The organism is Streptomyces sp. NPDC051963 (genome assembly GCF_044593495.1).
GTDB lineage: Bacteria > Actinomycetota > Actinomycetes > Streptomycetales > Streptomycetaceae > Streptomyces.
The window spans coordinates 318531-342732 of the sequence record NZ_JBIUCC010000004.1 but is presented as its reverse complement, the minus strand read 5'-3'; the positions used below and the strand labels follow the sequence as shown (position 1 = coordinate 342732).

Here is a 24202-nt window from a genome sequence, read left to right as displayed (position 1 = left end):
TCACGTCAGGTCGTGGGTATGAGGCGCCACTGCTGGCAGTTGTTGTTCAGCCAGGTCCACTGGCGTACGTCGGCGCCGTCGGCGGTCGAGCAGTCGGCCACGTCGGCGACCTTGCCGGTGGACTCGTTGACGATCCGGACATGGTCACCGCTGGCCGTGAGGACGGCCCGGTAGCGCTGGCACTTGTTGTTCAGCCAGGACCACTGCCGGATGGCGGCGCCGTCGGCGGCGGAGCAGTCGGCCGTGTCCATCACCTTGCCGGTGGCGACGTTGACGAGACGGTTGGTGTCGTCGCCCAGATCCTCGACACGCCACTTCTGGTTGGCGCCGCCGGTGCAGGTCCACTGGACGATGTCCGTGCCGTCGGCGGTGCCGCCGCCCGCGACGTCGAGGCACTTGCCGCTGTTGCGGTTCACGAGCGTGTACGAGGTCGGCGTCGCCGCCGTCTCACCGGACGGCCCGGGGAGCGTCGTACCGAGGGCGACGGGGGTGCCGAGGTTCGGGGTGCCGTCGGCGTTCCAGGTGAACTCCTGGGCGCGGGTGGTCCGTCCGTTGCCGCAGCCACCGTTCGCCGCGGAGTTGGCGTGGTACACGATCCAGTTCTCGGTGCCGTCCGGCGAGGTGAAGAAGCCGTTGTGGCCGGGCCCGTACACGCCGCTTGCGTCACTCCGCTGGAAGACCGGCGTCTGCTTCTTCGTCCAGGAGGCCGGGCTGAGCGGATCGGATCCCGTCAACTCCAGCTGACCGAGCTTGTAGTCGGCGGTCTGACAGGAACTCGCGGAGTACGTCAGGAAGGTGCGGCCGCCCCGATACAGCGGCTCGGGGCCCTCGTTGACGGGGCTGCCGGACCGCTCCCAGCCCAGGGTCGGGCTGGAAATGACGGTGAAGGCGCTGCTCGCCAGGGTGTACGGATTGCTCAGCGGCGCGATCACGAGGCTCTGTGTACTGCCGTTGATGAACCCGCTGCCCACCAGGTACAGCCGGTTGCCGGCCTGGAGCACACTCGCGTCGATCAGCCAGCCGCCCGGCGTGAGGTTGGACCCGGTGAGTGAACCCTTGTAGGTGTACGGCCCCATCGGATCCGTACCGGCGCTCTCCAGCACATGCGTGCGCTGCGAGTCGCAGCACGCGACGCCGCTCTGTCCGGCGGAGTAGTACACGTACCAGCGGCCGTTGAAGAGATGCATCTCGGGCGCCCAGAAGTTGGTGTTGCGCGTCGACGTGGTGTCCGAGAAGACCTGCACATTGGGCGCGGTGGCGAGGCCCGCGAGGGTGGGCGACTTGCGGATGCCGAGGATGCCGGTGAACGTCGTGGTGATCAGGTAGTAGTTGCCGTCGTGGTACTGCACCCAAGGGTCGGCGCCCTTGTAGGACTTGAGCGGGTTCGTGTACGGGCGGCCGTCGGCCGCGGAAGCCGGCTGGGTCGCCGACACCAGTGCGAGGAGTACGGCGCAGAGAAAGACGAGCAGCCGACGCATACGAGACCATCCTGTCCGTGATTTCGAACGCGGTTCGTGAATTCGATCAGAAGATAGGAGCGGGGCATGTCCTCGTCAACGGTTGTGGCACATGAACGCTTGTGGCGCATGCGAAAAGAGGCGCAACCCTGATCGTCCAGGGTTGCGCCGGCCGGCATACGGCCTCAGCAGTCGCGGAACTCCGGCGACTGGTTCAGGATCTGGGCGCGCAGGGACGTGAAGCGGGTGTACGTCTCGCCGCCGCGCGCCGCGGGCGGGAACGCGGCCACGCGGTGGCAGTTCTGGAAGGCGAGGGCGACGCCGAAGTGCCGCTCCAGACTGCCCCGGATCGCGTCGCTGGACAGCGCCCGCAGCAGCTGGCCACGCTCCTTCTCCGATGGCGGCGGCGTCTGGTTGTCGGCGAACTCGGCCTGTCCGGCGCGCAGTTCACCGGCCAGGCGGGCGATCAGGTCGTAGGCGTACGGCAGGGACGTACGGACCGTTTCCACGAAGTCCTCTTCCCGCACCTGGCCGTTCTCGGCTTCGGCGAGGAGCTGCGGGGAGACGTCGAGCGACATGAAGGGGTGTCCTGTCTGTTGTGCTGGGAGTCGGTGCTCAGGTGCTCAGGTGTCAGGTGCCTCAGGCGAACGCGGCCAGTGCGGCGGGGCCGTGTCGGAACTCGGGGTCGACCTGGTCGGCGAGGTTCTGGCCGGTGGCCTCGTTGGCCCAGGCGACGGCGTTGCGCAGATGGAACTCGACGGCGTGTCGCTGGAAGGCGGCCCAGTCCTTGGTGCGGGCGTCGACGGCGGCGCGCAGTCGCTCCAGGGCCCCGGCGTTGACGGGCTCCAGCTCGCCCCGGTCGCGGCCCTGTTCCTGGGCGCGGACGAAGGCGGACTGCTCGCAGTGGGCGAGGAGGTCGGCGCCCACGTGCTGCCGCAGGAAGGCGAGGTCGTCCTCGCCGGTGACCTTGTTGCCGACCACGGCGACCGGGATGCCGAACTCGGCCGCGTGGTCGCGGTACTGGCGGTAGACCGAGACGCTCTTCCGGGTCGGCTCGACGACCAGGAACGTCATGTCGAACCGGGTGAACAGCCCCGACGCGAAGGCGTCCGCGCCGGCGGTCATGTCGACGACGACGTATTCGCCGGGGCCGTCGACCAGATGGTTGAGATACAGCTCCACCGCGCCCAGCTTCGAGTGGTAGCAGGCCACCCCGAGGTCGCTCTCGTCGAAGGCGCCGGTGACCATCAGGGACACCTCGCCGACCCGCTGGACGTGCTGCGAGTGGATCTCGTCGTCGCCGAGAAGCCGGATCAGCCGGGAGCCGCGCCCGGGCGGGGTGGTCTTCACCATGGCCTCGGGGGACGGGATCCGTGGGTTCGTGCCCCGCAGGAAGTCCTTGATCTCACGGGTCCGCGCGCTGAGCGGCGGCGCGGCGAAGACCTCGTCCTCGTCGAGGCCGAGTGCGTAGGCCAGGTGCTGGTTGATATCGCCGTCCATGGCGACGACGGGCGCGCCCGAGCGCGCGAGATGACGGGCGAAGAGTGCGGACAGGGTCGTCTTGCCGCTGCCGCCCTTACCGACGAAGGCAACGCGCATGCTAGCCGCCCCTATTGGAAATGAATGTCACGAACGCAGGCTACATGAAAATGGATCCCATTACTCCACCAAGTAACGGCAATGATTTTCATTAAGCATCTAGGGTGCGAGGAGTCCGTCGAGCGAACGCGTCACCGAAGAGGACCCACCATGCACCCCGCCTTCCGCCCGGCCCCGCACCCCACCCCCTCCCGCCGCCGTCTCACCGCCGCCCTCGTGGCCGCAGCTCTCGGCGTCGGCGCGACCGCCTGCTCCACGGCGGCCTCCTCCGCCACCGGCACCTCCTCGTCCTCGGACGACCCGATCCAGGTGGTCGCCGCCGAGAACTTCTGGGGCTCCTTGGCCGCGCAGCTCGGCGGCAGCCATGTGAAGGTCACGAGCATCATCGACAACCCGAACGCCGACCCGCACGACTACGAACCCACCGCCGCCGACGGCCGCACGGTGGCCACCGCCCGGTACGCCGTCGTCAACGGCATCGGCTACGACGCCTGGGCCGACAAGCTGCTGTCCGTCAACCCCTCCTCCGACCGCACCGAGTTGAACGTCGGCGACCTCGTCGGCGTCGAACCGGGCGGCAACCCGCATCGCTGGTACTCGCCGGACGACGTCCACCAGGTCATCGACAGGATCACCGCCGACTACAAGAAGATCGACCCGGGCCGGGCCTCGTACTTCGACGCCCGGAAGAAGACCTTCGAGGACCGGACCCTCGCCACCTACGACGGGCTGATATCGAGCATCAGGAAGACCTACGCCGGGACCCCGATCGGCGCCTCCGAGTCCATCGTCAGTCCCCTCGCCGACGGTCTCGGCCTGAAGACGCTCACGCCCGGGACCTTCCTCGACGCGATCAGCGAGGGCACCGACCCGACCGCCGGGGACAAGGCCACGATCGACGAGCAGATCGCCGAGAAGAAGATCAAGGTCTACGTCTACAACAGCCAGAACTCCACGCCCGATGTGCAGTCCCAGGTCGAGGAGGCCAAGGCCAAGGGCATCCCGGTGGCCACCGTCACCGAGACGCTCACCCCGGCGGGCGCGTCCTTCCAGGAGTGGCAGGTGCGGCAGCTGCGGGAGATCCAGCAGGCGCTGGCCGAGGCGACGGGCAAGTGACGACGACCGTAGGGCCGCGGGCCCCCGCGCAGGCAGCACCCGTCGTCTCGCTGCGGGGGGCCGCCGCCCGCGTCGGCGGCCGTACCCTCTGGTCGGGCGTCGAACTGGACGTCGGCGCGGGCGAGTTCGTGGCCGTGCTCGGCCCGAACGGGGCCGGCAAGTCGACGCTGGTGCGGATGCTGCTGGGCGCGGTTCCGCCGGCCTTCGGCGAGGTGCGGGTGCTGGGGCAGGAGCCGGGCCGGGCCGGTGACCGGGTGGGGTATCTGCCGCAACGCCGCAGCTTCGACACGTCGTTGCGGATCCGGGGCGTCGACATCGTCCGCCTCGGACTGGACGGCCACCGCTGGGGCGTGCCCGTGCCGTGGCCCGCTCGGTTCAGCGGCCGTCGGCGCGAGCGGGACGCGTGCGTCGCCGAGGTGATCGACCTGGTCGGCGCCACCGCCTACGCCCACCGGCCCATCGGCGCCTGCTCCGGCGGGGAGCAGCAACGCCTGCTGATCGCCCAGGCGCTCGTACGACGGCCCGAGGTGCTGCTGCTCGACGAGCCGCTGGACAGCCTCGACCTGTCCCATCAGAGCGCCGTCGCCGGGCTGATCGGGCGGATCTGCCGGGAGCGGGGCGTGAGCGTGGTGCTGGTCGCGCACGACGTGAACCCGATCCTGCCCTGGCTCGACCGTGTCGTGTACCTCGCCGAGGGCGGGGTGGCCGCCGGGTCGCCGGAGGAGGTCATCACGACGGAGACGCTCACGCGTCTGTACGGCGCTCCGGTGGAGGTCCTGCGCACCGGCGACGGCCGGCTGGTCGTCGTCGGCACCCCGGACGTCGATCGGCATGCCCCGTGACCGTGATCCGCGAGCTGTGGTCGTACCCCTTCATGGTCAACGCGTTCCGCGCGGGGACGATCGTGGCCGTACTGGCCGCCGTCATGGGCTGGTTCATGGTGCTGCGCCGGCAGAGCTTCGCCGGGCACACCCTCGCCATGGTCAGCTTCCCGGGCGCCGCCTGCGCGACGCTGCTCGGGGTCGCCGTCGGCTACGGCTACTTCGCGTTCTGTGTGGCCGCGGCGCTCGTGATCGCCGTGGCGCCGCGGCGCGAGGCGGGCCAGGACGCGGCGCTGACGGGGACCGTGCAGGCGTTCCTGCTGGCCTGCGGATATCTGTTCGTCGCCCTGTACAAGGGGTTTCTCGGCGGGGTCAACTCCCTGTTGTTCGGCAGCTTCCTGGGCATCACCGAGACGCAGGTGGTGGTGCTGGCCCTGGTCGCGGTCGTCGCTCTGGGCGTGCTCGCCGTCATCGGACGGCCGCTGCTGTTCGCCTCGGTGGACGCCGATGTGGCCGCCGCGCGGGGTGTGCCGGTGCGGGCGCTGTCCGCCGTGTTCCTGGTGCTGCTCGGGGCGGCCACGGCGGGGGCGAGTCAGATCACGGGGGCGTTGCTCGTGTTCGCCCTGCTGGTGATGCCCGCGGCGACTGCTCAACTCCTCACCGCACGACCGGTGTTGAGCCTTGCCGTCGGTGTGCTGATCGCGGTCGCGGTGACCTGGGGCGCGCTGACTGCCGCGTACTACTCGCCGTATCCGATCGGCTTCTACGTCACCGGCTTCGCCTTCGGCACCTACGTCGTGGTCCGGGCCGTCAGGAGGCCGGCGTGAGCGCCCTCGGGCATCCATTCTTCGTGCACGCCCTGATCGCGGGCACCACGATCGCTTTCGCGGCCGGACTGGTCGGGTACTTCCTGGTGCTGCGGGCCCAGGTGTTCACCGGCGACGCGCTCAGCCATGTCGCGTTCACCGGCGCGCTGGCCGCGCTGGCGGCCGGGGTCGATCTGCGGCTCGGGCTGTTCGCGGCGACGATCGGGGTGGCGGTGCTGATCGGGCTGCTGGGGCGGCGGGGGAGGGCGGACGACATCGCCATCGGCGGTGTCTTCTCCTGGCTGCTGGGTCTGGGCGCCTTCTTCCTCACCCTGTACTCGACGTCGCGCGGCGCCTCGCACGGGACCGCCGGGGTGAGTGTGCTCTTCGGGTCGATCTTCGGGCTGTCGGCCGCACAGGCGTGGACGGCCGCCGTGGTCGCGGTCGGAGTCGGTGCCGCCGTACTGCTCCTGGCCCGGCCGCTGCTGTTCGCGTCCGTCGACGAGGCGGTGGCGGCGGCCCGCGGGGTGCCCGTACGGGCCCTGGGCATCGCCTTCCTCGTCCTGGTCGGAGTCTGCGCCGCCGAGGCCACCCAGGCCGTCGGCTCCCTGCTCCTCCTCGGCCTGCTCGCCACCCCGGCGGGCACCGCACACCGGCTCACCGACCGGCCGTACCGCGCCCTGTGGCTGGCGGCGGGCCTCGCGGTCACCGACCTGTGGACCGGACTCGCCCTGAGCTACACCTTCCCGTCCCTGCCGCCCAGCTTCACCATACTGGCGACGGCAACGGCGGTGTACGCGGCGGTACTCGGCCTCACCGGCGGGCGCGGGCCCGTGCCTCGCGCGGCGGGCGGATGAACTGCAACTCCAGCGCGGCGGGCGGCTCGGCGACGCCGGGACCGCCCTCGGACACCCAGCACAGCAGCTCGTCCGTGCAGTCGTCGTCCATCGCGAAGCCGATCCAGACGGGCTTGGCGCCCGCCTGACGTCCGGCGCCGGACGGCTGGACGACGATCACGTTCGCCGCGTCGCAGGGGCCGAGGCAGTCCGTCGTGCGTACCGTGAACCGGCCGCCCGAGTCCAGCGCGGCGGACCGCAGCCGGTCGAGCTGCCAAGTGTGGTCGGTGCGGGGGTACTTGCGCTGGTTGCCGCAGCAGCAGCCCCGGCACACCACGAGCGTGCACGGCCGGTGCGCGGACCGGATCACGGATCGGTTCACGGCGGGAGATCCACTTTCGGTCGGCGCCACGGCGAGCGCGAGATGCGGGCCGGCCAAGCGTAGATCACCACCGGGGCTCCGGGCTCGGCCTCATGCGCGCATCTGCCGCGACGCGACGGCCGTCCCCGCCCGGAGCGCGGCGACGGGATCGGGAGCCTCGTCCAGTTCGATGAGGACGATGCCGGCGCCGGGTGTGCGGGACATGGCGTCGGCCCATCCTCTCCAGTCCACGATGCCCGTGCCGAGTTCGGTCATGTAGGGCTGTTGCTGGGCGAAGACCGTTTCGTCGACGGTGAGGTGGACGTCGATCGGCTTGACCGCGTCCTTCCAGTGCGCCAGGGCGATGCGCTGCGCGTGGCGACGTGCGACGGCGACGGGGTCGCCGCCGCCGAGCGCGATGTGGCAGGAGTCGGGGCACAGCCACACATAGCGCGGGTCCGTCAGCGCCATGAACAGGTCGATGTCACGTTCGTACCAGAGCGTGCTGTTGGACTCCGTGTGGAAGGCGAGCTTCACCCCGTGTCGGGCGACGGCCTCGCCGACCACGTGGGCGATGTCGGCCATCCGCGTCATATAGGCGGCGTCGACGAAGAAGGGCGGGCGCGTCCCGAACGTCGTCCGCATCGGCAGTCCGGCGACGAGGAGTTCGGCCCCCATGCCGGCGAGGAAGGCCGCGCGTCGCTCGGCGTCGGCGACGATCGCGGGCAGGTTCGTTCCGTCCCGCCAGTCGGGGCAGTCGCTCCCGGCGATGAAGGCGCTCACGACCGACAGGCCCCGGGTCTCGAGCGCGCGGCGGAACGCAGGTGCGCCGCCGAAGGCACGCAGCGCCGAGTCGATGTCGCCGGGCGCGAAGGTCAACTCGATACCCGTGACACCGGCCTCGGCCAGCGCGTCCATCACCCGTTCCCAGAAGCCTTCGGGGTTCGCCGAGGCCCAGCCGCGCACGGCGTCCGCGGATTGGAGTCCCCAGAAATCCGGGTGGAAGAAGGTGATGATGTCGGTCGCGAACCGCGGTGTCATACGGCACCTCCGCGCGCGTTGTAGACGACGACGCCGTCGGCGTCGACCGCGTCCCGGTAGTTCCGGAACACGGCGAGCGCCCCGTCCCGGAGCACATCCCGTACGACGTCGATGCCGCGGGCCTCGAACTGCTCTGCCCAGTCCGCGCCGAGCGGGCCCTCGTCGAACGTGGTGATCTCCTCCAGCTCCGGGCCCTCGCCTGCGACGACGAGGCCGCGCACCCCGGACCACATCGTCGCGCCGTAACACTGCACGCACGGACGCCAGTTCACGACCAGCTCGTGCGTCGGCAGACCGGGGCCGCCGAGGTCCCAGCCGCCGGTCGCCGTCTGGGCGAGGCCGAGCGCGACGACCTCGGCGTGAGCACTCGACACCCCGGAGGCGAGCACGACGTTCACGCCGACGGACACGATCCGGCCGGTGCCCCGCTCGGCGACGAGTGCCGCGAACGGGCCGCCGTTGCCCTCGCGCCAGTTGCGGTCGGCGAGGCGGTGCACGAGGCGCATCCGGTCCTCGCGGCCGGGGATGACCGAGGGCACGTCGGCCAGCTCGTCGTCGATCCACGCCGGCAGTGCCACGCGGTATTCCCTCGCGATGTCGATCATGACTGAACTCCCGTGAGTGCATGGCGCTCGGCCACGGCGCGAGCGGCGCGCACCGCGGTCACCGCGCCCGTCAGTGTGACGTTGGCCGCCATCGCCGTCGGAATCACGCCGTTGCCGGCGAGGTACAGGTTGTCGAAGCCCCACACCCTGCCGTCCGGGTCGCACACGCTGGTGCCGTCGTCGGCGGTACCGGCCCGGACGGTGCCGGTCAGGTGCAGCGAGGAACCGGGCGGCAGCAGGGCGCGTTCCGTGTCCGGGTCGAACGGGCCGAACTCCTCGGCGAGGGAACGGACTTCGTCCAGAGCCCGCCGGATCAGCGCGCGGTCGGCGTCGGAGTAGCCGAACTCGATGCCGATCCGCGGCATGCCGGCGAGGTCGGTCTCGGTGTCGGAGAACACCAGCCGGTTGTCGGGGTGTGACTCGACGGGGACGTACAGCGAGAGGCCCACGGAGTGTGCGAGCGGGCGGCCACCGCCGTCGACGTACGTCCGGTTCATGATCTGTCCGTGGAACGGCTGGGCCGCGCCGTTCTGCGGCAGCCAGAGGGAGTCCGTGCAGAACTCGCCGGTGCGGGGCAGGGGCAGGGCGTCCAGGTCGAGGCCGTACCGGTCGAGGTCGAGCAGCGCGCGGGCGGTGACGAAGGCGTGCTCGTTGAGGTGACGGCCGAGCGCTTCGGGCCGGATGCCCGAGGCGAACAGCAGCTGCGGGGTGCGCAGCGCGTCGGCGCACACCACCACGACGTCCGCCCGGAGTTCGGACTCGGCGGCGTCGGCGACCCGACGCAGCCGGGCGCCGGTGACCCGGCCGTCCGACACGACGAGCGATGTCGCGAGGGTGCCGGTGACCAAGGTGAAGGCCGGGTCCCCGCCCGTCGCGAGCGCGGGGAAGATCGTCCCGGGAGCGGTGCGCGGCAGGGGGCCCGATGCCGACGCGGCGACGGCCATGGGCATCGGCTGCGGCCCACGGTCGTCCGGTCCGGTCCCGTCGTAGCGTCGGCGCAGTACGTCGAGTACGACTCGGCCGACCTCGGTCGGACCGATCGGAGAGGGCGTGACCGCGACCGCCCGGCGCGCGGTCTCCAGATCCGCCTCCCAGCGGGCCGGGTCGCCGAAGTCGAACACCTCGTCTCCCGCGGGCCACGGGGTCGCGGCGGTCCAGTGCACGCCCATGCCGCCCGCGTTCCAGGCGAACGCCGTCGCCGGCATCGCCTCGGCGTCCTCGCCGAAGGCGAGCGCATGGAACATGCCGGGCGGCAGGTCGGTGAGGCCGGCCGCCACCTCGCGCACCACCTCGGCGCCCGTGTACATGCCCTGGATGCCCGTGGTGACCTGCTCGTTGTAGCGCGACCACAGCACCGGGTCGTCGACATCGTGCAGATGCCGGCCGGGGACCTCGCCGATCGCGCTGCCGCCGTCGACCATCGTGATGCGCAGCGCCGGATCGGTGTCGCGCAGCAGCCGGGCCACGACGGATCCCATGATGCCGCTGCCGACGACGAGGACGTCGGTGTGCGGGGTGTCGGTCAAGGAAGGCTCCTGTCCTGCCGAGGGGGGGGCGGCGTACGTGGTGAAGTGAGGGGCGTACGCGGTCATGCACTGGGGATCAGCGGGCCGAACAGCTCGGTGTCCATGCGGTCGAGCGCGAGCTTGACGGCGCCGATCAGCGGCGCGTCGCGGCCCAGGACCGTGGCGCGCAGCTCGACCGCGGGGGTGCGGGCACGGCGCAACGCCTCGCGCACCCGGGGCAGCAGCACATCGGCCGCGTCCTCCAGACCGCCGCCGAGCACGATCAGCGACGGCGCGACCGTCCACGACAAGGTGGTGAGGATCGACGCGATGTTCGCCACGAGCTCGTCGACCTCCGCGAGCGCGGTCGCGTCGCCGGAGCGAGCCGCGTCGAAGCGGTCCAGTGCGACGGCGCGTTGGGCCGGGTCCGGTGAGGTGAGCCAGGCGACGGGGTGGTTCTCGACCGAGCCCGTCGGCATCGACACCGCCTCGACGATCTCACCGGCGGCACCGTCGAGACCGCGGTGTACGGCCCCTCGGATGAGGATGCCGAGACCGGTGCGGTTCCCGAGCATCGCCCAGACGACGTTGTCGTGGTCGCCGGCCACACCCCGCCAACGCTCCGCGAGGGCACCGAGGTTGGTGTCGTTGTCGGCGAACCAGGGCATACGGATGCGGCGCGCGAGTTCATCGGGCAGGTCGACGCCTTCCCAGCGCGTCGTGTGCACCAGACGCCTGACGACTCCGTGGTCGTCGATGGCACCGCCGCCCGCGACCGCGCCGGCCCGCAGCCGGTCCGCCGACCCGCCCGCGTCGTCGAGCGCGTCCCGCACCAGCGCCGCAACGTCGTCGAGGGTGACCTGCGGATCCTGGTAGGCGCGCAGGGGCCGGTACGCGCGGCCGAGGATGCGGCCGCGTACGTCGGCGACCGCCGCGGACGCGTCCGAGGTGGTGATGCGTACGGCGGCCAGCAGCGCGTGCTCGGCCCGCAGTTCGTAGCGTCGGGCGGGGCGTCCGGCACAGCCGCTGGTCGGTACGCGGTCCAGTTCGGCCACCCAGCCCGCCTCGACGAGGGAGTCCAGGATCAGTTCGATGGTGCGGCGGGAGAGCCCGGCCTGCTCCGCGAGCGCGGTCAATGTCGTCGGCGCGGCCGACACCGCCAACGCACGCAGGATGACCGATGTGTTGACGCGTCGGACGGCGCTCTGGTTCATGCCGGACAGCCGTGCGCCTCTGGAGGTCACCGCGGTCACCGCATGCCCGTTCCGGAGATGCCCTGCACGAAGTAGCGCTGCAGGAACAGGAAGAGGACGAGCACCGGCAGCATCACGACGATCGCGCCGGCGAGCATCAGGCCGTAGTCGGTGACGTGACCGGCTGCCTGACTGGTGGCGGCGAGGCCCACCGGCAGCGTGTAACTGGACATGCTCTGGGCGACGATGAGCGGCCAGATGAAGTTGTTCCACGAGGTGAGGAACGACATGATCGTGATCGTCGCGACCGCGGGTCCGGCCAGCGGGAGGAAGATCCGGAAGAAGATCCGGAACTCGCCGGCGCCGTCGATCCGCGCCGCTTCGAGGAGTTCGTCGGGGACCGACATCGCGTACTGCCGCATGATGAACACCGACAGCGGCAGAGCCACGCCCGGCAGGGCGATACCGGCGAGGGAGTCAGCGAGACCCAGGTCCACGGTGATCACGAACTGTGGGACGAACACCGCGGTGAACGGCACCATCAGCGCGGCCATGACCGCGCCGAACGCGATCCGCCTGCCCGCGAAGTCGAGCTTGGCGAGCGCGTAGCCGGCGGCCGAAGCGGCCACGATGTTGCCGGCCACCACGAGGGTCGCGACCACGATGCTGTTGACCATGAACCGGCCGAAACCCTCGGTGCCGAACAACCGCACGAAGTTGTCGAGGGTGACGTCGTGCGGGAGCCAGGCGCCGGGGTCGGAGCGGATCTCGTCGAGACTGCGCAGCGAGCCGCTGATCACCCAGAGGAACGGCAGCATCGTGAGCAGCGCGCACAGCACCAGCGCGCCGTACAGCAGCGGCCGGGAGACGGACCGGCGGCGCACGGCGATCCGGTCGGCGGTCAGATGGGCGTCTTCGAACGCGGCGACGGCGGTCATGCGCGGGACCTCAGCAGTCGGAACTGGACGAGACTCACCAGCGCGACGAGTACGAGCGTCACGAAGGACGCGGCCGACGACATCCCGAACTCGCCCGCCCCGAACTGGTGGTAGGTGTACAGCGCCACGGACTCGGTGGAGCCGAGCGGGCCCCCGTCCGTGAGGAGATAGGGCTCGTCGAACACCTGGAGGCAGAAGACGGTCAGCAGTACCGAGACCATCAGGGTGGTGGGCAGCAGCAGCGGCAGAGTGATGTGCCGCAACTGCCGCCACCGGCCCGCCCCGTCGAGGGCGGCGGCCTCGTACACGTCCCGCGGGATCGCCTGCAGACCGGCGAGGAACAGCACCATCGCGGTGCCGAAGTTGCGCCAGACGCCGAGCAGGATGACCACGGGCATGGCCAGGTTCGGGTCGTCCAGCCAGTTCGGTCCGGCGAAGCCGACAGAGTCGAGCACCTTGTTGACCGTGCCGCTGTCGTTGAAGGCGTACCGCCAGATCAGGGCGACCGCGACGACGTTGGTGACGACCGGCGCGAAGAAGACCGTACGGAACACCCCGCGCAGCCGGCGGATGCCGGAGTTCAGCGCGAGGGCCAGCGCGAACCCGGTGCCCATCGTCAACGGCACGCCGACGGCCACGAACACGGCGGTGTTCAGGATGTCCCGCAGGAAGCTCTGGTCCCGGAACAGCCGGAGATAGTTCTCCAGGCCCGTGAAGTCGACCGCGAACGGATGCCGCAGATCCGTGCCCCGCAGGTCGGTGAGGCTGAACCCGAGCGCCGCAACGGTGGGGATCGCCGTGTAGAGCAGGAACACGACGGTGAACGGTGAGAGGAACAGCCAGGCGACGGCCGTTCGCCGGGTACGGGTGGTCATCCGCCGATCACTCCGCGCCGGTGCCGACGCTGTCCGCGTACGCCTGGACGTTCGCGGCGGCCTTCTGGGCGCTCTCCGTGCCCTTGGCCACGGCCTCGATCTCCTTGCCCAGCCGGGTCGCGACCTGCTGCCAGGTGCTCACCTGCGGAAACGCCCGAGTCTTCGTCATCTGCGTGAAGAAGGCGTCCAGCAGGGGCTGGTCGGCGATGACCGGGTCGTCCCAGGCGGAGATCACGGCCGGCAGCGAGCTGTACGCCTTGTACTGCGCGACCTGGGTGCTCGGCTCCGCGAGGTGGCGGACCAACTTCCATGAAGCGTCCGCGTTGTCGCTGTCCGCGAGTACCCCCCAACTTCCTCCGGCGGAGAAGGAGGCGCTGCTCGACTCTCCGGCCGGCAGGGGTGCGGTGGCGACGTGGGACGTCGTCCAGCCGTTCTTGCCCGCGGCCTTGTCGAGCTGGCCGATGACCCAGGGGCCCGTGATCATCGCGGCGGTCCTGCCGGAGGTGAAGTACGGCTGGGCGTCGAGGAAGGTGGGTGTGCTGGTGTCGGCGGCGCCCGAGGTGAAGAACGACGCGTTGTACTTGATCGCGTCGGCCATCTCCGGTGTGTTCAGGTTCCACTTGCCGTCGGAGGAGACCAGCGAACCGCCGGCCTGCCAGGCGTACATCGCGACGTCCTGCCCGTTGAAGATGTCCCAGCCGTTGTCCGCCCCGAGGCCGTGCCCGGCGCCGGCGCCTTCGAGCGCCTCGAAGAACGGCACCGTGTCCTTCCACGTCGCCGGCGCCTTCACCCCCGCCTTGTCGGCGAGGTCGGAGCGGTAGACGAGCGCGTAGGTGTAGGCGTACCAGGGCACCGTGTAGGCCACGTTCTTGACCACACCCGCGTCCCACAGGCTCTTGAAGAAGCTGCCCTGGTCGACGAGCCCGTCCGGCACGGGCCGCAGGATCGACGGATCGAGGAACTGCGCCTGCGACTCGGGGAAGAACTGCGCGACATCGGGTCCCTTGCCCGCCGCGATCGCCGACTGGAGCTTGGTGTAGTACTCGGCGTTCGGGATCAGTGTGAAGTTGACCTTGACGTCGGGGTTGTCGGCCTTGAAGGGCTTGATGACCTTGTCGAGCACGTCGGCATCGCCCTGGGCGGCCCAGACGTCGACGCTGCCGGTGGCCGGGGAGGTGTCGACGGGCGCGGCGCTGCCCGTCGCGGCGGTGTCACCGCCACGCCCGCAGCCCGTCAGAGCGAAGGTGCAGATGAGCGCTGTACCGGCGGTCAGCCGTAGGGCGCCGCGGCGCGGGGAATTGGGCACGCGGGGGCTCCTGTCTCCTGAAGGCACTGTGGGCAGAGGTGCGATTTCAGGAAGGTATGGAGCGCGCATTTCGGCCAAGTGGCGCACCCGTCACGAATAATTTCGGAACTTGTAGCGAAATCGATTCGTGCAGATTTGTGCGTTTACGGCTCAGCGGGTGATGGTTACGGCGTCCGCCCTGGTGGCCGGAGGGCTGCTGCTCGCTCTGTGCCGGGTGGCGCCGCTTCCTGCGGGATTTCTCCACCCTCCTCGCCGACCATCTGCACCGGCGGCTGCGGAAGCCGGCCGCGGCGGTCGCCGCGGGCGCGATAGCCCGGACCACCCACACCACACCGTCGTCCACGGCGAGTGAGCAGGATCAGCCGCAGGCGCTCCACCGGGTGGCGAAGGCCTCGCCACGCCGGCCGGGCTGAAGCCGCTGTCGTCCTACCAGAACTCCGACCCCAAGGCGTTCGCGAAGTTCATGTCGAACCGTGCCGAGGTCGAGCGCTTCCGCTCGCAGGTCGAACTCCACCTCGGCCGACGACAGTCGAGGTTCTTCCCGCCGGGCGTCGCTACGTCACCGGGCCCGCAGGACGTCAAGTGCGCTGAGGGCGACGTGGAGTTCGGTGCGCTGTTCGCCCGATTCGAGGTCGCAGTCGAGTATCCGCTCGATGGTGCGCAGCCGTTGGTAGACGGTCTCCCGGGACAGGCCGCTCGCGCGGGCGGCGACGGTCTTGTTCCCGGCCGCGTCCAGGTACTGGCGCAGGATGCTCAGCAGGTCGGTGCCGTGGCGGGTGTCGTGGTCGATGAGGCGGCCCAACTGCCGTTCCGCGTAGTCCTGGATCCGGGTGTCGTCGCGGAGTGCGAACAGCAGTCGGCGCAGTCCGATGTCGGACCGTTCGTGGAAGGAACGCTCCGCGGGGAGCGGCCGGCCGGGCCCGGTCGCCTCGGCCACGCGGGCCGCCTCGCGGAACGAACGGGCGACGTCGGCGAGGGCCGGGGCCGGGGAGCCGACGCACAGGGTCGCTCCCGGGGCGACGCCGTGCGCGGCGCGGCTCACCTGCTCGACGGCGGGGCGCCAGGGCTGGGACGGGCGCAGCGCGAGAAGGATGCCGAGGCGGGTGGGGGCGAGCCGGCCGACGAGTGCCTTGGTGCCCGTCGTCCTCAGCTCCTCGGGGAGGCGGGCTTCGGTCTTCGCGGTGTCCTCCGCGGTGGGGATGTCCGCGAGTACGGCGATGAAGCAGGCGTTCTCGGTGGGCAGGCCCAGGGCCGCGACTCGGGCACGGGCGTCGGCCGGCGAACGGTGGCGCTGCTCGGCGAGGTCGCGCAGGGCGTTGCGGTGTGCGGTGCGTTCCCAGGGTGTGGTGTGGATGAGGCGGGCGATGGTCAGGGCCATCGCTGTTCTCTCCAGGACGGTGACGTCCTCGGAGCCGAAGACCGGGGACGCGGTCGAGGTGGAGGTGCCGGTCGGCGCGGGGAGCATGGCCACCCTTCCCCAGCCCTCGCCCTGGTACTCCACGGATGCCACGAGCCACCCCTCCGGGCCCGACCGGCCCGTGCGGTCGGCGGGCGGGGTCGCCCGGGAGCGCCGTTCCCAGTCGGTGAGCGCGGTCTCGGCGGTGCCGCCGGAGGGTTCGCAGATCAGCGCCTGATGGACGAGGTTCTCCAGGACGACCGTGTGGCCGCTCATCTCCGCCGCGGCCCGCAGCACGTCCTCGGGGCCCGCGCCGCGCAGCGTGAGAGCGGTGAACGCCTCATGAATGCGCTGGGTCCTGCGCATCGCGTCCGCCTGGTTGCCGAGGATCAGCGTGTGGACGACCTGGGTGACCTCCAGGAAGTTGACGTCCTCGGTCAGGGTGACCAGCGGGAGACCGCGCGTGCGGCACGCCTGGACGAGCGCCTCGGGCGGCCGGTGATAGCGGCGGACGAGTTCGATGACCAGGGCCGCGGCGCCGATGTCGGCGAGCTCGTCGACGTAACGGCGTACGCCGGCGGGCTCGTCGGGCAGGGGCATGCCGGTGGTCAGGACGAGTTCGCCGCCCTTGAGGAAGGACGCGGGATCGGTGAGCTCGGTGATGTGGACCCAGCGGACGGGACGGTCGAGGCGCGTCGACCCGGTGACGACCTGCGGGCGGCCCGCGGACAGGACGGGAAGGGCCAGCACGTCGGCGACGGTGAGCGGACGGCCCGGGGGTCCGGGGCCTGCGGGCTGGTTGTAGTTCACCGATGCCTCCCAACCTCCCCTGTCACTCTGACAAGCGTCACTGACCTGCGCAAGAGCGGCCGGCGGGCGGCCGGGGCAGGGGTGAGCGGTGCTCGGAGCCCGCCACGCCTGACACAACGTCCGGATACCGCCTCCAGGCCGGACAGATCAGGCGTTGTCGGCGTCCTGGGCCGTGGGGATGCTCGACAGACCGCGCGAACCGACGACGCAGACCGACGACACAGGCCAGGAGACGACCATGACCGCACTGTCGCCGCACCTTCGCCAGGCCACGCCCGTCGTGGCGGTCCGGGGCGAGGGCGTCCATCTCTACGGCGAGGACGGCCGCCGCTATCTCGACTTCACCGCCGGTATCGGCGTGACCAGCACCGGGCACTGCCACCCCACGGTGGTCGCCGCGGCCCAGGAGCAGGTGGGCATGCTGGTCCATGGTCAGTACACGACGGTCATGCACCAGCCGCTGCGACGGCTCGTCGACAAGCTCGGCGAGGTGCTGCCGGCCGGCCTGGACAGCCTGTTCTTCACCAACTCCGGCAGCGAAGCGGTCGAGGCGGCGCTGCGACTGGCCCGACAGGCCACCGGCCGCCCCAACATCGTTGTCTGTCACGGCGGTTTCCACGGCCGTACGGTCGCCGCGGCCGCCATGACCACCTCCGGCACCCGCTTCCGGTCCGGCTTCTCGCCGCTGATGAGCGGTGTGGTCGTCACCCCGTTCCCGACGGCCTACCGCTACGGCTGGGACGAGGAGAGCGCCACCCGCTTCGCGTTGAAGGAGCTGGACTACACGCTCCAGACGATCTCCTCGCCCGCCGACACGGCCGCGATCATCGTCGAACCGGTGCTGGGCGAGGGCGGATACGTCCCCGCCACCCAGGCCTTCCTGGAAGGGCTGCGGGAGCGCGCCGACCGCCACGGCTTCCTGCTGATCCTCGACGAGGTGCAGACCGGCGTCGGGCGCACCGGCCGGTTCTGGGGGCACGACCACTTCGGCGTCACACCCGACATCCTGATCACCGCCAAGGGGCTGGCCAGCGGGTTCCCGCTGTCCGGCATCGCGGCCTCCGAGGAGCTGATGAGCAAGGCGTGGCCGGGCTCGCAGGGCGGTACGTACGGCGCCAACGCCGTGGCCTGCGCGGCGGCCTGCGCCACCCTCGATGTCGTACGCGACGAGAAGCTCGTCGAGAACGCCGAGGCGATGGGGGCACGGCTGCGCCAGGGCCTTCAGGCGGTGGCCGACCGCACTCCCGGCATCGGTGACGTCCGGGGCCTCGGGCTGATGCTGGCCAGCGAGTTCGTCACCGAGGACGGCGAGCCCGACCCCGAGACCGCCGCCCGGGTGCAGCGGGCCGCCGTCGAGGAGGGCCTGCTCCTGCTGCTGTGCGGCGCCTGGAACCAGGTCGTGCGGATGATCCCGGCGCTCGTCATCGACGAGACGGCGGTGGACGAGGGCCTTCGTGCATGGACGGCCGCGGTGGAGGGAGCGACCTCATGACCGACGTACCGAAGCAGTTGTTCATCGGCGGCGCCTGGGTGGACGCCGCGGACGGCGCGACCCTGGCCGTGGACGACCCCGCGACCGGGGAGGTCCTCTGCCGGGTGGCCGACGCGGGTCCGAAGGACGCCCGGTTCGCGGAGGACGCGGCCGTCCGGGCGCAGCAGGAGTGGGCGCGTACGGCACCCCGGGCGCGCAGCGAAATCCTGCGCCGCGCCCACGAGATCATCCTCGACCGCAGCGAGGAGCTCGCCCGGCTGATGACGTCGGAGATGGGCAAGCCGCTCGCCGAGGCCAGGGGAGAGGTGGCGTATGCCGCCGAGTTCTTCCGCTGGTTCTCCGAGGAGGCCGTCCGTATCGACGGCGGCTACGGCACCCTGCCCGACGGCCTGGGCCGCATGCTGCTCTCCCGCCGTCCGGTCGGGCCCTGTCTGCTGATCACTCCGTGGAACTTCCCGCTGGCCATGGGCACCCGCAAGATCGGTCCGGCGATCGCGGCGGGCTGCACGATGGTGTTCAAGCCGGCCCCGCAGACCCCGCTGTCCAGCCTCGCGCTGGCCGCGATCCTCAAGGAGGCCGGTCTGCCGGACGGTGTGCTGAACGTCGTCACCACCTCGCGGGCCGGCGAGGTGTGCGAGCCCCTGCTGCGCGGCGGCCGGATCCGCAAGCTGTCCTTCACCGGCTCCACGGCCGTCGGCCGGCTGCTGCTGGCGCAGTGCGCCGACACCGTCGTACGCACCTCGATGGAGCTGGGCGGCAACGCGCCGTTCATCGTCTTCGACGACGCGGACCTGGACGTGGCCGTGGGCGGCGCGATGACCGCCAAGATGCGCAACATGGGCGAGGCGTGCACCGCCGCCAACCGGTTCTTCGTCCAGCGGTCGGTGGCCGAGGAGTTCGCACGGCGTCTCACCGCGCGGATGGGGGCGCTCGTCGTGGGCCCCGGCACGCGGGACGGAGTCGACGTCGGTCCGCTGATCGACACGGCGGGCCGCACCAAGGTCGAGGAACTGGTCGCCGACGCGGTGGACCGAGGTGCCCGCGTGCTGGTCGGCGGCACCGCACCGGACGGTCCCGGCTGCTTCTACCCGCCGACCGTACTCGCCGACGTGGACCCCGGCAGCCGCCTGATGGACACGGAGATCTTCGGTCCCGTCGCCGCGATCCTCACCTTCGACGACGAGGACGAGGTCGTGCACCGCGCCAACGACACCCCTTGGGGCCTCGTCGGCTACGTCTTCACCGAGGGCCTCGACCGGGCCATCCGCGTCAGCGAACGCCTGGAGGTCGGCATGGTCGGCCTCAACACCGGCCTGGTGTCCAACCCGGCGGCGCCGTTCGGCGGGGTCAAGCAGTCGGGGCTCGGCCGAGAGGGCGGCCGGGTCGGAATCGAGGAGTTCCTGGAGTACCAGTACTTGGCGATCCCGGTGCGCTGACCTCGACGAGGGGGCCCACCGGCATTACTTGCACATCGATGAGCAACAAAGTAATCTGCTCATTGATGTGCAATTAACTCCTTGCCTCTGGGAGCCTCCCGTGCCGTTCATTGCCAACACACCCGTGGACAAAATGACCGGGCCGTACGCCCGGCGCTGGTGGGCACTGCTCGTGCTCTGCCTGAGCCTGCTGATCGTCGTCATGGCGAACACGTCGCTGATCGTGGCGGCACCGGACATGACGAAGGACCTGGGCCTGTCCAGCAGCGACCTTCAGTGGGTCATCGACGGCTACACCGTCCCGTACGCCGCGCTGATGCTCGTGCTCGGCTCGATCGGCGACAAGTACAGCCGTCGCGGTGCGCTGATACTGGGTCTGCTGATCTTCGCGGGCGGCTCGGTGATGGGTGGGCTGGTCGACGAGACCACCCTGGTCATCGTGGCCCGCGCGATCATGGGTATCGGTGCCGCCGTCGTCATGCCGGCCACCCTGTCCCTGCTGGTCGCGATGTTCCCGAGGGGCGAGCGCGCCAGGGCCATCACCGCCTGGACCGCCACCTCCGGCCTCGCCATCGCCGTCGGCCCGCTGGTCGCCGGATGGCTGCTGGAGGACCACGCCTGGGGCTCCACCTTCCTGATGAACGTCCCCCTCGCGCTCGTCGGCGTCGTCGCCGCACTGTTCCTGGTGCCGCCGTCGAAGGCGGCGAAGACGGGCCGGATCGACTACATCGGCGGTCTGCTCTCGATCGTCTCCGTCGGCAGCCTGGTCTACGCGACCATCGAGGGCCCGCACTTCGGCTGGGGCGTCGGCCCGATCACCGCGGCCGTGGTCGCCGGTGTCGGCCTGCTGACCTTCGTGGCCTGGGAGTTGAAGCACCCGCACCCGATGCTGGACGTGCGCAAGTTCACCAGGCGCCCCTTCAGCGGCTCGATGCTGGCGGTGCTGTTCTTCTTCTTCGGCACCTTCGGCTCGATCTACTACGCCACCCAGTTCCTCCAGTTCGTCCTCGACTACAACGCCCTGGAGACCGGCATACGACTGCTGCCGCTGGCCGGAGCCGTCTTCGTCGGCGCCGCGGTGACCGGCCGGCTGGCCCCGAAACTGGGCGTGAAGCTGGTGGTGGGGACCGGCATGGTGATCGGCACGGCGGGCGTCTTCCTGCTCACGCAGATCGAGGCGGGCTCGACGTACACCGACTTCCTGGCGCCGCTGTTGCTGCTCGGCTTCGCGATCGGCCTGAGCGTGTCCCCGGCCACCGACACCATCATGGGCACCTTCCCCGAGTCGGAACTGGGCGTCGGCGGCGGCGCCAACGACACCGCGCTGGAACTCGGCGGCTCCCTCGGTATCGCCATCCTCGGCTCGCTCCTCGCCACGTCCTACAAGGACAAGCTGACCGACCTGGTCGGCGGCAACCTCCCGGCGGCCGCCATGGACACCGCCAAGGACTCGGTGGGCGGCGGCCTCGCCGTCGCCGAGCAGATCGCGAGGACACCGTCCGCCGGACCGCAGCAGGCCCAGACCCTGGTCGACGCGGTCCATGAGTCCTTCGCCCACTCCATCGCCCACACCAGCCTCATCGGCGGGATCATCATGGCCGTCGGAACGGTGATCGTCTTCCTGGTCCTGCCCGGCCGCAAGGCCGCCAGCGAGGACCGCCACGAGGAGCCGGTGGCGGCGAAGTCCGAAGGGGACGAGGAGTACGCAGACTCCGTTCGGTGATCAGGCCCAGGCCCCTGGGACGTTCGTGGTGGAGTCGTCGGTGTCTCAGGTGAAGCCGTTCACGCCCCGGGCCCTTCGACCTTGACCGCCGAGGTGACGAACCCCGGGTCCGACGGGGTTCCGTGTCGCAGCTCCACGTACCAGGCCAGGCTCGTGTCCGCGGCGAAGGGGACGCTGACGCGGTACGTCCCGTCGGCTGTCCGTGGCATGGCGGTCAGGGACCACTCGGCCTGGCGCCAGTCCGTGCCGCGGATGCGGGTGGTGGCGAGACGGGCCGCCGTGATCGGCGTGTTCGTGCGGGTGGTCACGGTGAGGTGACCGGAGGTCCGGTCGACCGTCAGGTCGTCGAGGGCGGGGAGGGGCCTCCCGTGGGCGAGATGGTCCAGCCACATGCGCCAGGCGGCGAGGATCTTCCGGGCAGCCCAGGTGTGGGTGACGTTGTCGACGGCGAGGAGGGTGGTCGGTCCCTTCGCGTGCCGCATGCTCTGGGCGACGTCCACGGCGAAGAACGGATCGTTCGTGCCGTTGACGACGAGCCATGGCGTGGTGAGGGAGTCGCGCCAGAAGTACGGGTCGAACCGCTTGAGCGCCTCGAAGCCGAGCGGGGTGTTGAACATCCTCAACTGCGTGTCGGCGGAGAGGAATCCGAGGCCCTCCCGGCGCACCGAGGGACCGGCGACGTCCATGCCGAGCTGACCGATCTTGCGGGCGGTGGCCTCCAGCATGTTCATCCCGTTGGTGCCCGTCGTCACGATGCCCGCGAGGCGGTCGGGGTCCACGCCTGTCGCGATGGTCGACCCGATGCCGCGCTTGGAGTGGCCGAACAGCACGGCCTTGCGGACGCCGAGTCCCGGGAGGGTCGTCAGGAGGGTGATGGCCCGCAGATAGGACGTGGCGACGGGGTAGTAGCCGTACCAGGTGAAGTCACCCGTCTCGAAGAACCTCCGGTTGCTGTAGCCGTTGAGGTCCGACTCGTTCATGTCGACGGGGAGTTCGGGTGGGGTCGCGAAGATCATGACCGGAATGCCCAGATCGACGGCGACGCCTTCCGCGTACTCCTTCTCCGTCTCCTGGCCGGTCTCGGGGATGAAGCGGCGCTCGTTGCCGGGTTCGTTCCAGAAGTCGGCCTCGGTGCCGATGACGCCCGCGATTCCGTGGGCCGGGGGGTGTTCCAGGGCGGGGGCGTAGACGTGGACGGGGTGACGCCATGTCATGCCGTGCCACTGCTGGCTGGTGAAGGCGAGGACGATCTTCCGCACACGGGCGCCGGGCCGGGCGGTGCTCTCCTCGACCGCGTCCTTCTCGATCACCACGTCGAGACTCTCGGCGTCGTACAGCTCGTCGAGGTCGAACAGGCCGGCGGGACCGACGTGCTTCCATGCGTCGTCGCCGCCAGCCGAGGCGGGCGCCGGGACGGTCGGGTCGGTCATACGTTCTCCACTGTGGTGTCGGTACGGGTGGTGCGGGTGGCCGGTGCCGGTGTCGTGCTCCCGCCGGAGGCGGCGTCCTCCAGGCTCACGCCCGTGGAGCGCGGCCCGAAGAGGTACACGACGCATCCTCCGGTGGCGGCCAGGGCGGCGAGGAGGGCGAAGACGGCGGTGTAGCCGAGACCTCCGTAGACGGCGGCCACCAGGGCGGGGCTGGCGAAGTTGACGATCCGGGAGAGTGCGTTGGCGGTGCCGGAGCCGGCGGCACGGATCCGGGTGGGGAACACCTCGGCGGAGTAGACCTGCATGAACGGCACGGCCATCTGGAACAGCAGGCTGACGGCGAACCCGAAGACGAGAATCGTCGCGTGGGACCGGGCCACGCTGAACAGCAGCAGCACGGTCGCGGTCAGGGCGCCGAGGACCAGCTGCGTCGTGCGCCGGTCCCAGCGGTCGATGAGCGGTGCGGCGACGATCGCCCCGACGGGAGCCGCCGTGGCGAGGACGGCGGACAGCAGCAGGGTGTCGTCGAGGGTGAGGCCGTTGTCCTTGAGGAGGGTGGGGGTCCAGGTGTTGAAGGCGGAGTAGGCGAGAAGACCTGTGGTCCACAGGGTCGTCACGACGAGGAACCTGCGCCGGTACGCGCCGGTGATCAGGCCGATCGCGCGGACGCGGGGTGTCGCTCCGGCACCGGCTCCGGCCGCGTCCGGGGATCGGGACGGAGCCGGGTCCGACGGTTCCACCCCGCATGCGCGCTCGATGGCGCAGACGATCTCATGGGCGCGCTCCGTCTCCCCGTGAGCGGCCAGCCAGCGCGGGCTCTCGGGCACCCACCGCCGGACGAGCACGGCGAAGACGGCCCCGAGCGCCCCCAGTCCGAACAGCAGACGCCATCCCCAACTCCACTGCGGCAGCAGGAAATACCCCGACCAGGCGGCAAGGGGGATGCCGAGCGACCCGAGGGCCACCTTGTAGGTCTGCATGCGTCCGCGAGCGCCGGCCGGCACGAACTCGGAGAGGACGACGATGGCCACCACGGCCGTGCCCTGCGCGCCGAACTGCACGGCGGTGCGTGCCACCAGGAGTTGCTCCGGCGACTGCACCGCCGTGGCCGACAGCGCGGCCAGGCAGTAGACGACGGCGAAGGCGAGGAGCGTGCGCCGCCGCCCGACCCGGTCGGCCAGCCAGCCGCCCAGGACACCGCCGGTGAAGGCGCCGAGCGAGCTGACCGCGACGACCGCCGCGAGCCCGGAGATCGGCAGGTCCCACTGTTCTCGCAGAATGGGTGCGGCGAACGCGAAGGAGTGGGTTTCGATCCACTCGAAGAGGATCATTCCGGCCAGCGCGACGACGAGTCTGCGGTGGAAGGAAGTGAGGGGGAGCCGGTCGAGCCGGTCTCCCACGCTTCGGGCAGGGACGACATCGTCCACGGTGTGCTGACCTCCGGGGCGGGGTTGGT

General features: G+C 70.7%; 21 protein-coding genes. 7 read left to right on the top strand and 14 right to left on the bottom strand.

Translation table 11 applies throughout. The annotated features are described in order from the left end of the window. Positions 1-5: 5 nt before the first annotated feature. The 3 genes from ACIHFB_RS18275 to ACIHFB_RS18265 all read right to left on the bottom strand — a co-directional run bounded on the left by ACIHFB_RS18275 (position 6) and on the right by ACIHFB_RS18265 (position 3056). Entirely contained in the window at positions 6-1478 is a 1473-nt protein-coding gene (locus ACIHFB_RS18275) for a family 43 glycosylhydrolase (protein WP_400127325.1), read from the bottom strand. A gap of 164 nt (positions 1479-1642) precedes the next feature. Continuing rightward, positions 1643-2035, bottom strand: coding sequence for an SCO5389 family protein (locus tag ACIHFB_RS18270; RefSeq protein ID WP_365274280.1), 393 nt, complete (start codon positions 2033-2035; stop codon positions 1643-1645). 61 nt (positions 2036-2096) lie between these two features. Next, the gene (locus ACIHFB_RS18265; RefSeq protein ID WP_400127324.1) at positions 2097-3056 is read right to left on the bottom strand and encodes an ATP-binding protein; all 960 of its coding nucleotides are present in this window, start codon (positions 3054-3056) and stop codon (positions 2097-2099) included. 150 nt (positions 3057-3206) lie between these two features. On the opposite strand from ACIHFB_RS18265, the gene ACIHFB_RS18260 reads away from it, so the two are divergent. Genes ACIHFB_RS18260 through ACIHFB_RS18245 form a run of 4 tightly spaced genes read left to right on the top strand, consistent with a single transcriptional unit; the run spans position 3207 to position 6656 of the window. Then, positions 3207-4172, top strand: coding sequence for a metal ABC transporter solute-binding protein, Zn/Mn family (locus ACIHFB_RS18260; protein WP_400127323.1), 966 nt, complete (start codon positions 3207-3209; stop codon positions 4170-4172). Then, a complete protein-coding gene (locus tag ACIHFB_RS18255) occupies positions 4169-5014 on the top strand; it encodes an ABC transporter ATP-binding protein (RefSeq protein WP_365274272.1) in 846 nt (281 codons plus the stop codon). The genes ACIHFB_RS18260 and ACIHFB_RS18255 overlap by 4 nt, the downstream gene beginning before the upstream one ends. Then, positions 5011-5820, top strand: coding sequence for a metal ABC transporter permease (locus ACIHFB_RS18250; protein ID WP_400127322.1), 810 nt, complete (start codon positions 5011-5013; stop codon positions 5818-5820). Before ACIHFB_RS18255 ends, ACIHFB_RS18250 begins: the two co-directional genes overlap by 4 nt. Continuing rightward, a complete protein-coding gene (locus ACIHFB_RS18245; protein WP_400127321.1) occupies positions 5817-6656 on the top strand; it encodes a metal ABC transporter permease in 840 nt (279 codons plus the stop codon). Before ACIHFB_RS18250 ends, ACIHFB_RS18245 begins: the two co-directional genes overlap by 4 nt. On the opposite strand, the gene ACIHFB_RS18240 is transcribed toward ACIHFB_RS18245, so the two are convergent. The 9 genes from ACIHFB_RS18240 to ACIHFB_RS18200 all read right to left on the bottom strand — a co-directional run bounded on the left by ACIHFB_RS18240 (position 6613) and on the right by ACIHFB_RS18200 (position 16665). Then, the gene (locus ACIHFB_RS18240) at positions 6613-7017 is read right to left on the bottom strand and encodes a (2Fe-2S) ferredoxin domain-containing protein (protein ID WP_365274264.1); all 405 of its coding nucleotides are present in this window, start codon (positions 7015-7017) and stop codon (positions 6613-6615) included. The genes ACIHFB_RS18245 and ACIHFB_RS18240 overlap by 44 nt on opposite strands. Positions 7018-7107: 90 nt before the next feature. Then, a complete protein-coding gene (locus tag ACIHFB_RS18235; RefSeq protein WP_400127320.1) occupies positions 7108-8037 on the bottom strand; it encodes a sugar phosphate isomerase/epimerase family protein in 930 nt (309 codons plus the stop codon). After that, positions 8034-8642: a nucleoside deaminase gene (locus tag ACIHFB_RS18230; RefSeq protein WP_365274258.1), complete on the bottom strand. Its 609-nt coding sequence runs from the start codon at positions 8640-8642 to the stop codon at positions 8034-8036. Before ACIHFB_RS18230 ends, ACIHFB_RS18235 begins: the two co-directional genes overlap by 4 nt. Continuing rightward, the gene (locus ACIHFB_RS18225; protein WP_365274256.1) at positions 8639-10168 is read right to left on the bottom strand and encodes a GMC oxidoreductase; all 1530 of its coding nucleotides are present in this window, start codon (positions 10166-10168) and stop codon (positions 8639-8641) included. Before ACIHFB_RS18225 ends, ACIHFB_RS18230 begins: the two co-directional genes overlap by 4 nt. 62 nt (positions 10169-10230) lie before the next feature. Then, complete coding sequence (locus ACIHFB_RS18220) at positions 10231-11361, bottom strand: ROK family protein (protein WP_365275115.1); 1131 nt, start codon at positions 11359-11361, stop codon at positions 10231-10233. A gap of 35 nt (positions 11362-11396) precedes the next feature. Continuing rightward, positions 11397-12278, bottom strand: a complete 882-nt coding sequence (locus tag ACIHFB_RS18215) for a carbohydrate ABC transporter permease (RefSeq protein WP_400127318.1) — start codon at positions 12276-12278, stop codon at positions 11397-11399. Further along, entirely contained in the window at positions 12275-13153 is an 879-nt protein-coding gene (locus ACIHFB_RS18210; RefSeq protein WP_365274251.1) for a sugar ABC transporter permease, read from the bottom strand. The genes ACIHFB_RS18215 and ACIHFB_RS18210 overlap by 4 nt, the downstream gene beginning before the upstream one ends. Before the next feature lie 7 nt (positions 13154-13160). Continuing rightward, positions 13161-14459, bottom strand: coding sequence for an extracellular solute-binding protein (locus ACIHFB_RS18205; protein ID WP_400127317.1), 1299 nt, complete (start codon positions 14457-14459; stop codon positions 13161-13163). 559 nt (positions 14460-15018) lie between these two features. Further along, complete coding sequence (locus tag ACIHFB_RS18200) at positions 15019-16665, bottom strand: PucR family transcriptional regulator (protein WP_400127316.1); 1647 nt, start codon at positions 16663-16665, stop codon at positions 15019-15021. Positions 16666-16903: 238 nt separating this feature from the next. Here ACIHFB_RS18200 and ACIHFB_RS18195 point away from each other — a divergent pair, with 238 nt between their 5' ends. The 3 genes from ACIHFB_RS18195 to ACIHFB_RS18185 all read left to right on the top strand — a co-directional run bounded on the left by ACIHFB_RS18195 (position 16904) and on the right by ACIHFB_RS18185 (position 21316). Then, positions 16904-18157 (top strand): aspartate aminotransferase family protein, encoded by a 1254-nt coding sequence (locus ACIHFB_RS18195; RefSeq protein WP_400127315.1) that lies wholly within the window; start codon positions 16904-16906, stop codon positions 18155-18157. Continuing rightward, positions 18154-19593 carry an NAD-dependent succinate-semialdehyde dehydrogenase gene (locus ACIHFB_RS18190; protein WP_400127314.1) on the top strand — a complete coding sequence of 480 codons (1440 nt, stop codon included), beginning with the start codon at positions 18154-18156 and terminating at the stop codon, positions 19591-19593. Before ACIHFB_RS18195 ends, ACIHFB_RS18190 begins: the two co-directional genes overlap by 4 nt. A gap of 100 nt (positions 19594-19693) precedes the next feature. Then, entirely contained in the window at positions 19694-21316 is a 1623-nt protein-coding gene (locus ACIHFB_RS18185; protein ID WP_400127313.1) for an MFS transporter, read from the top strand. A gap of 59 nt (positions 21317-21375) precedes the next feature. Here the strand turns inward: ACIHFB_RS18185 and ACIHFB_RS18180 are convergent, their stop codons facing one another. Beyond that, the gene (locus ACIHFB_RS18180) at positions 21376-22746 is read right to left on the bottom strand and encodes a PhoPQ-activated protein PqaA family protein (RefSeq protein ID WP_400127312.1); all 1371 of its coding nucleotides are present in this window, start codon (positions 22744-22746) and stop codon (positions 21376-21378) included. Next, positions 22743-24173, bottom strand: coding sequence for an MFS transporter (locus tag ACIHFB_RS18175; protein WP_400127311.1), 1431 nt, complete (start codon positions 24171-24173; stop codon positions 22743-22745). The genes ACIHFB_RS18180 and ACIHFB_RS18175 overlap by 4 nt, the downstream gene beginning before the upstream one ends. Positions 24174-24202: the final 29 nt, after the last annotated feature.

Coding starts and splice junctions, on each gene's coding strand:
- ACIHFB_RS18275 (WP_400127325.1), bottom strand. CDS start 1,478: ATGCGTCGGCTGCTCGTCTTTCTCTGCGCCGTACTCCTCGCACTGGTG.
- ACIHFB_RS18270 (WP_365274280.1), bottom strand. CDS start 2,035: ATGTCGCTCGACGTCTCCCCGCAGCTCCTCGCCGAAGCCGAGAACGGC.
- ACIHFB_RS18265 (WP_400127324.1), bottom strand. CDS start 3,056: ATGCGCGTTGCCTTCGTCGGTAAGGGCGGCAGCGGCAAGACGACCCTG.
- ACIHFB_RS18260 (WP_400127323.1), top strand. CDS start 3,207: ATGCACCCCGCCTTCCGCCCGGCCCCGCACCCCACCCCCTCCCGCCGC.
- ACIHFB_RS18235 (WP_400127320.1), bottom strand. CDS start 8,037: ATGACACCGCGGTTCGCGACCGACATCATCACCTTCTTCCACCCGGAT.
- ACIHFB_RS18230 (WP_365274258.1), bottom strand. CDS start 8,642: ATGATCGACATCGCGAGGGAATACCGCGTGGCACTGCCGGCGTGGATC.
- ACIHFB_RS18220 (WP_365275115.1), bottom strand. CDS start 11,361: ATGAACCAGAGCGCCGTCCGACGCGTCAACACATCGGTCATCCTGCGT.
- ACIHFB_RS18215 (WP_400127318.1), bottom strand. CDS start 12,278: ATGACCGCCGTCGCCGCGTTCGAAGACGCCCATCTGACCGCCGACCGG.
- ACIHFB_RS18210 (WP_365274251.1), bottom strand. CDS start 13,153: ATGACCACCCGTACCCGGCGAACGGCCGTCGCCTGGCTGTTCCTCTCA.
- ACIHFB_RS18195 (WP_400127315.1), top strand. CDS start 16,904: ATGACCGCACTGTCGCCGCACCTTCGCCAGGCCACGCCCGTCGTGGCG.
- ACIHFB_RS18190 (WP_400127314.1), top strand. CDS start 18,154: ATGACCGACGTACCGAAGCAGTTGTTCATCGGCGGCGCCTGGGTGGAC.
- ACIHFB_RS18180 (WP_400127312.1), bottom strand. CDS start 22,746: ATGACCGACCCGACCGTCCCGGCGCCCGCCTCGGCTGGCGGCGACGAC.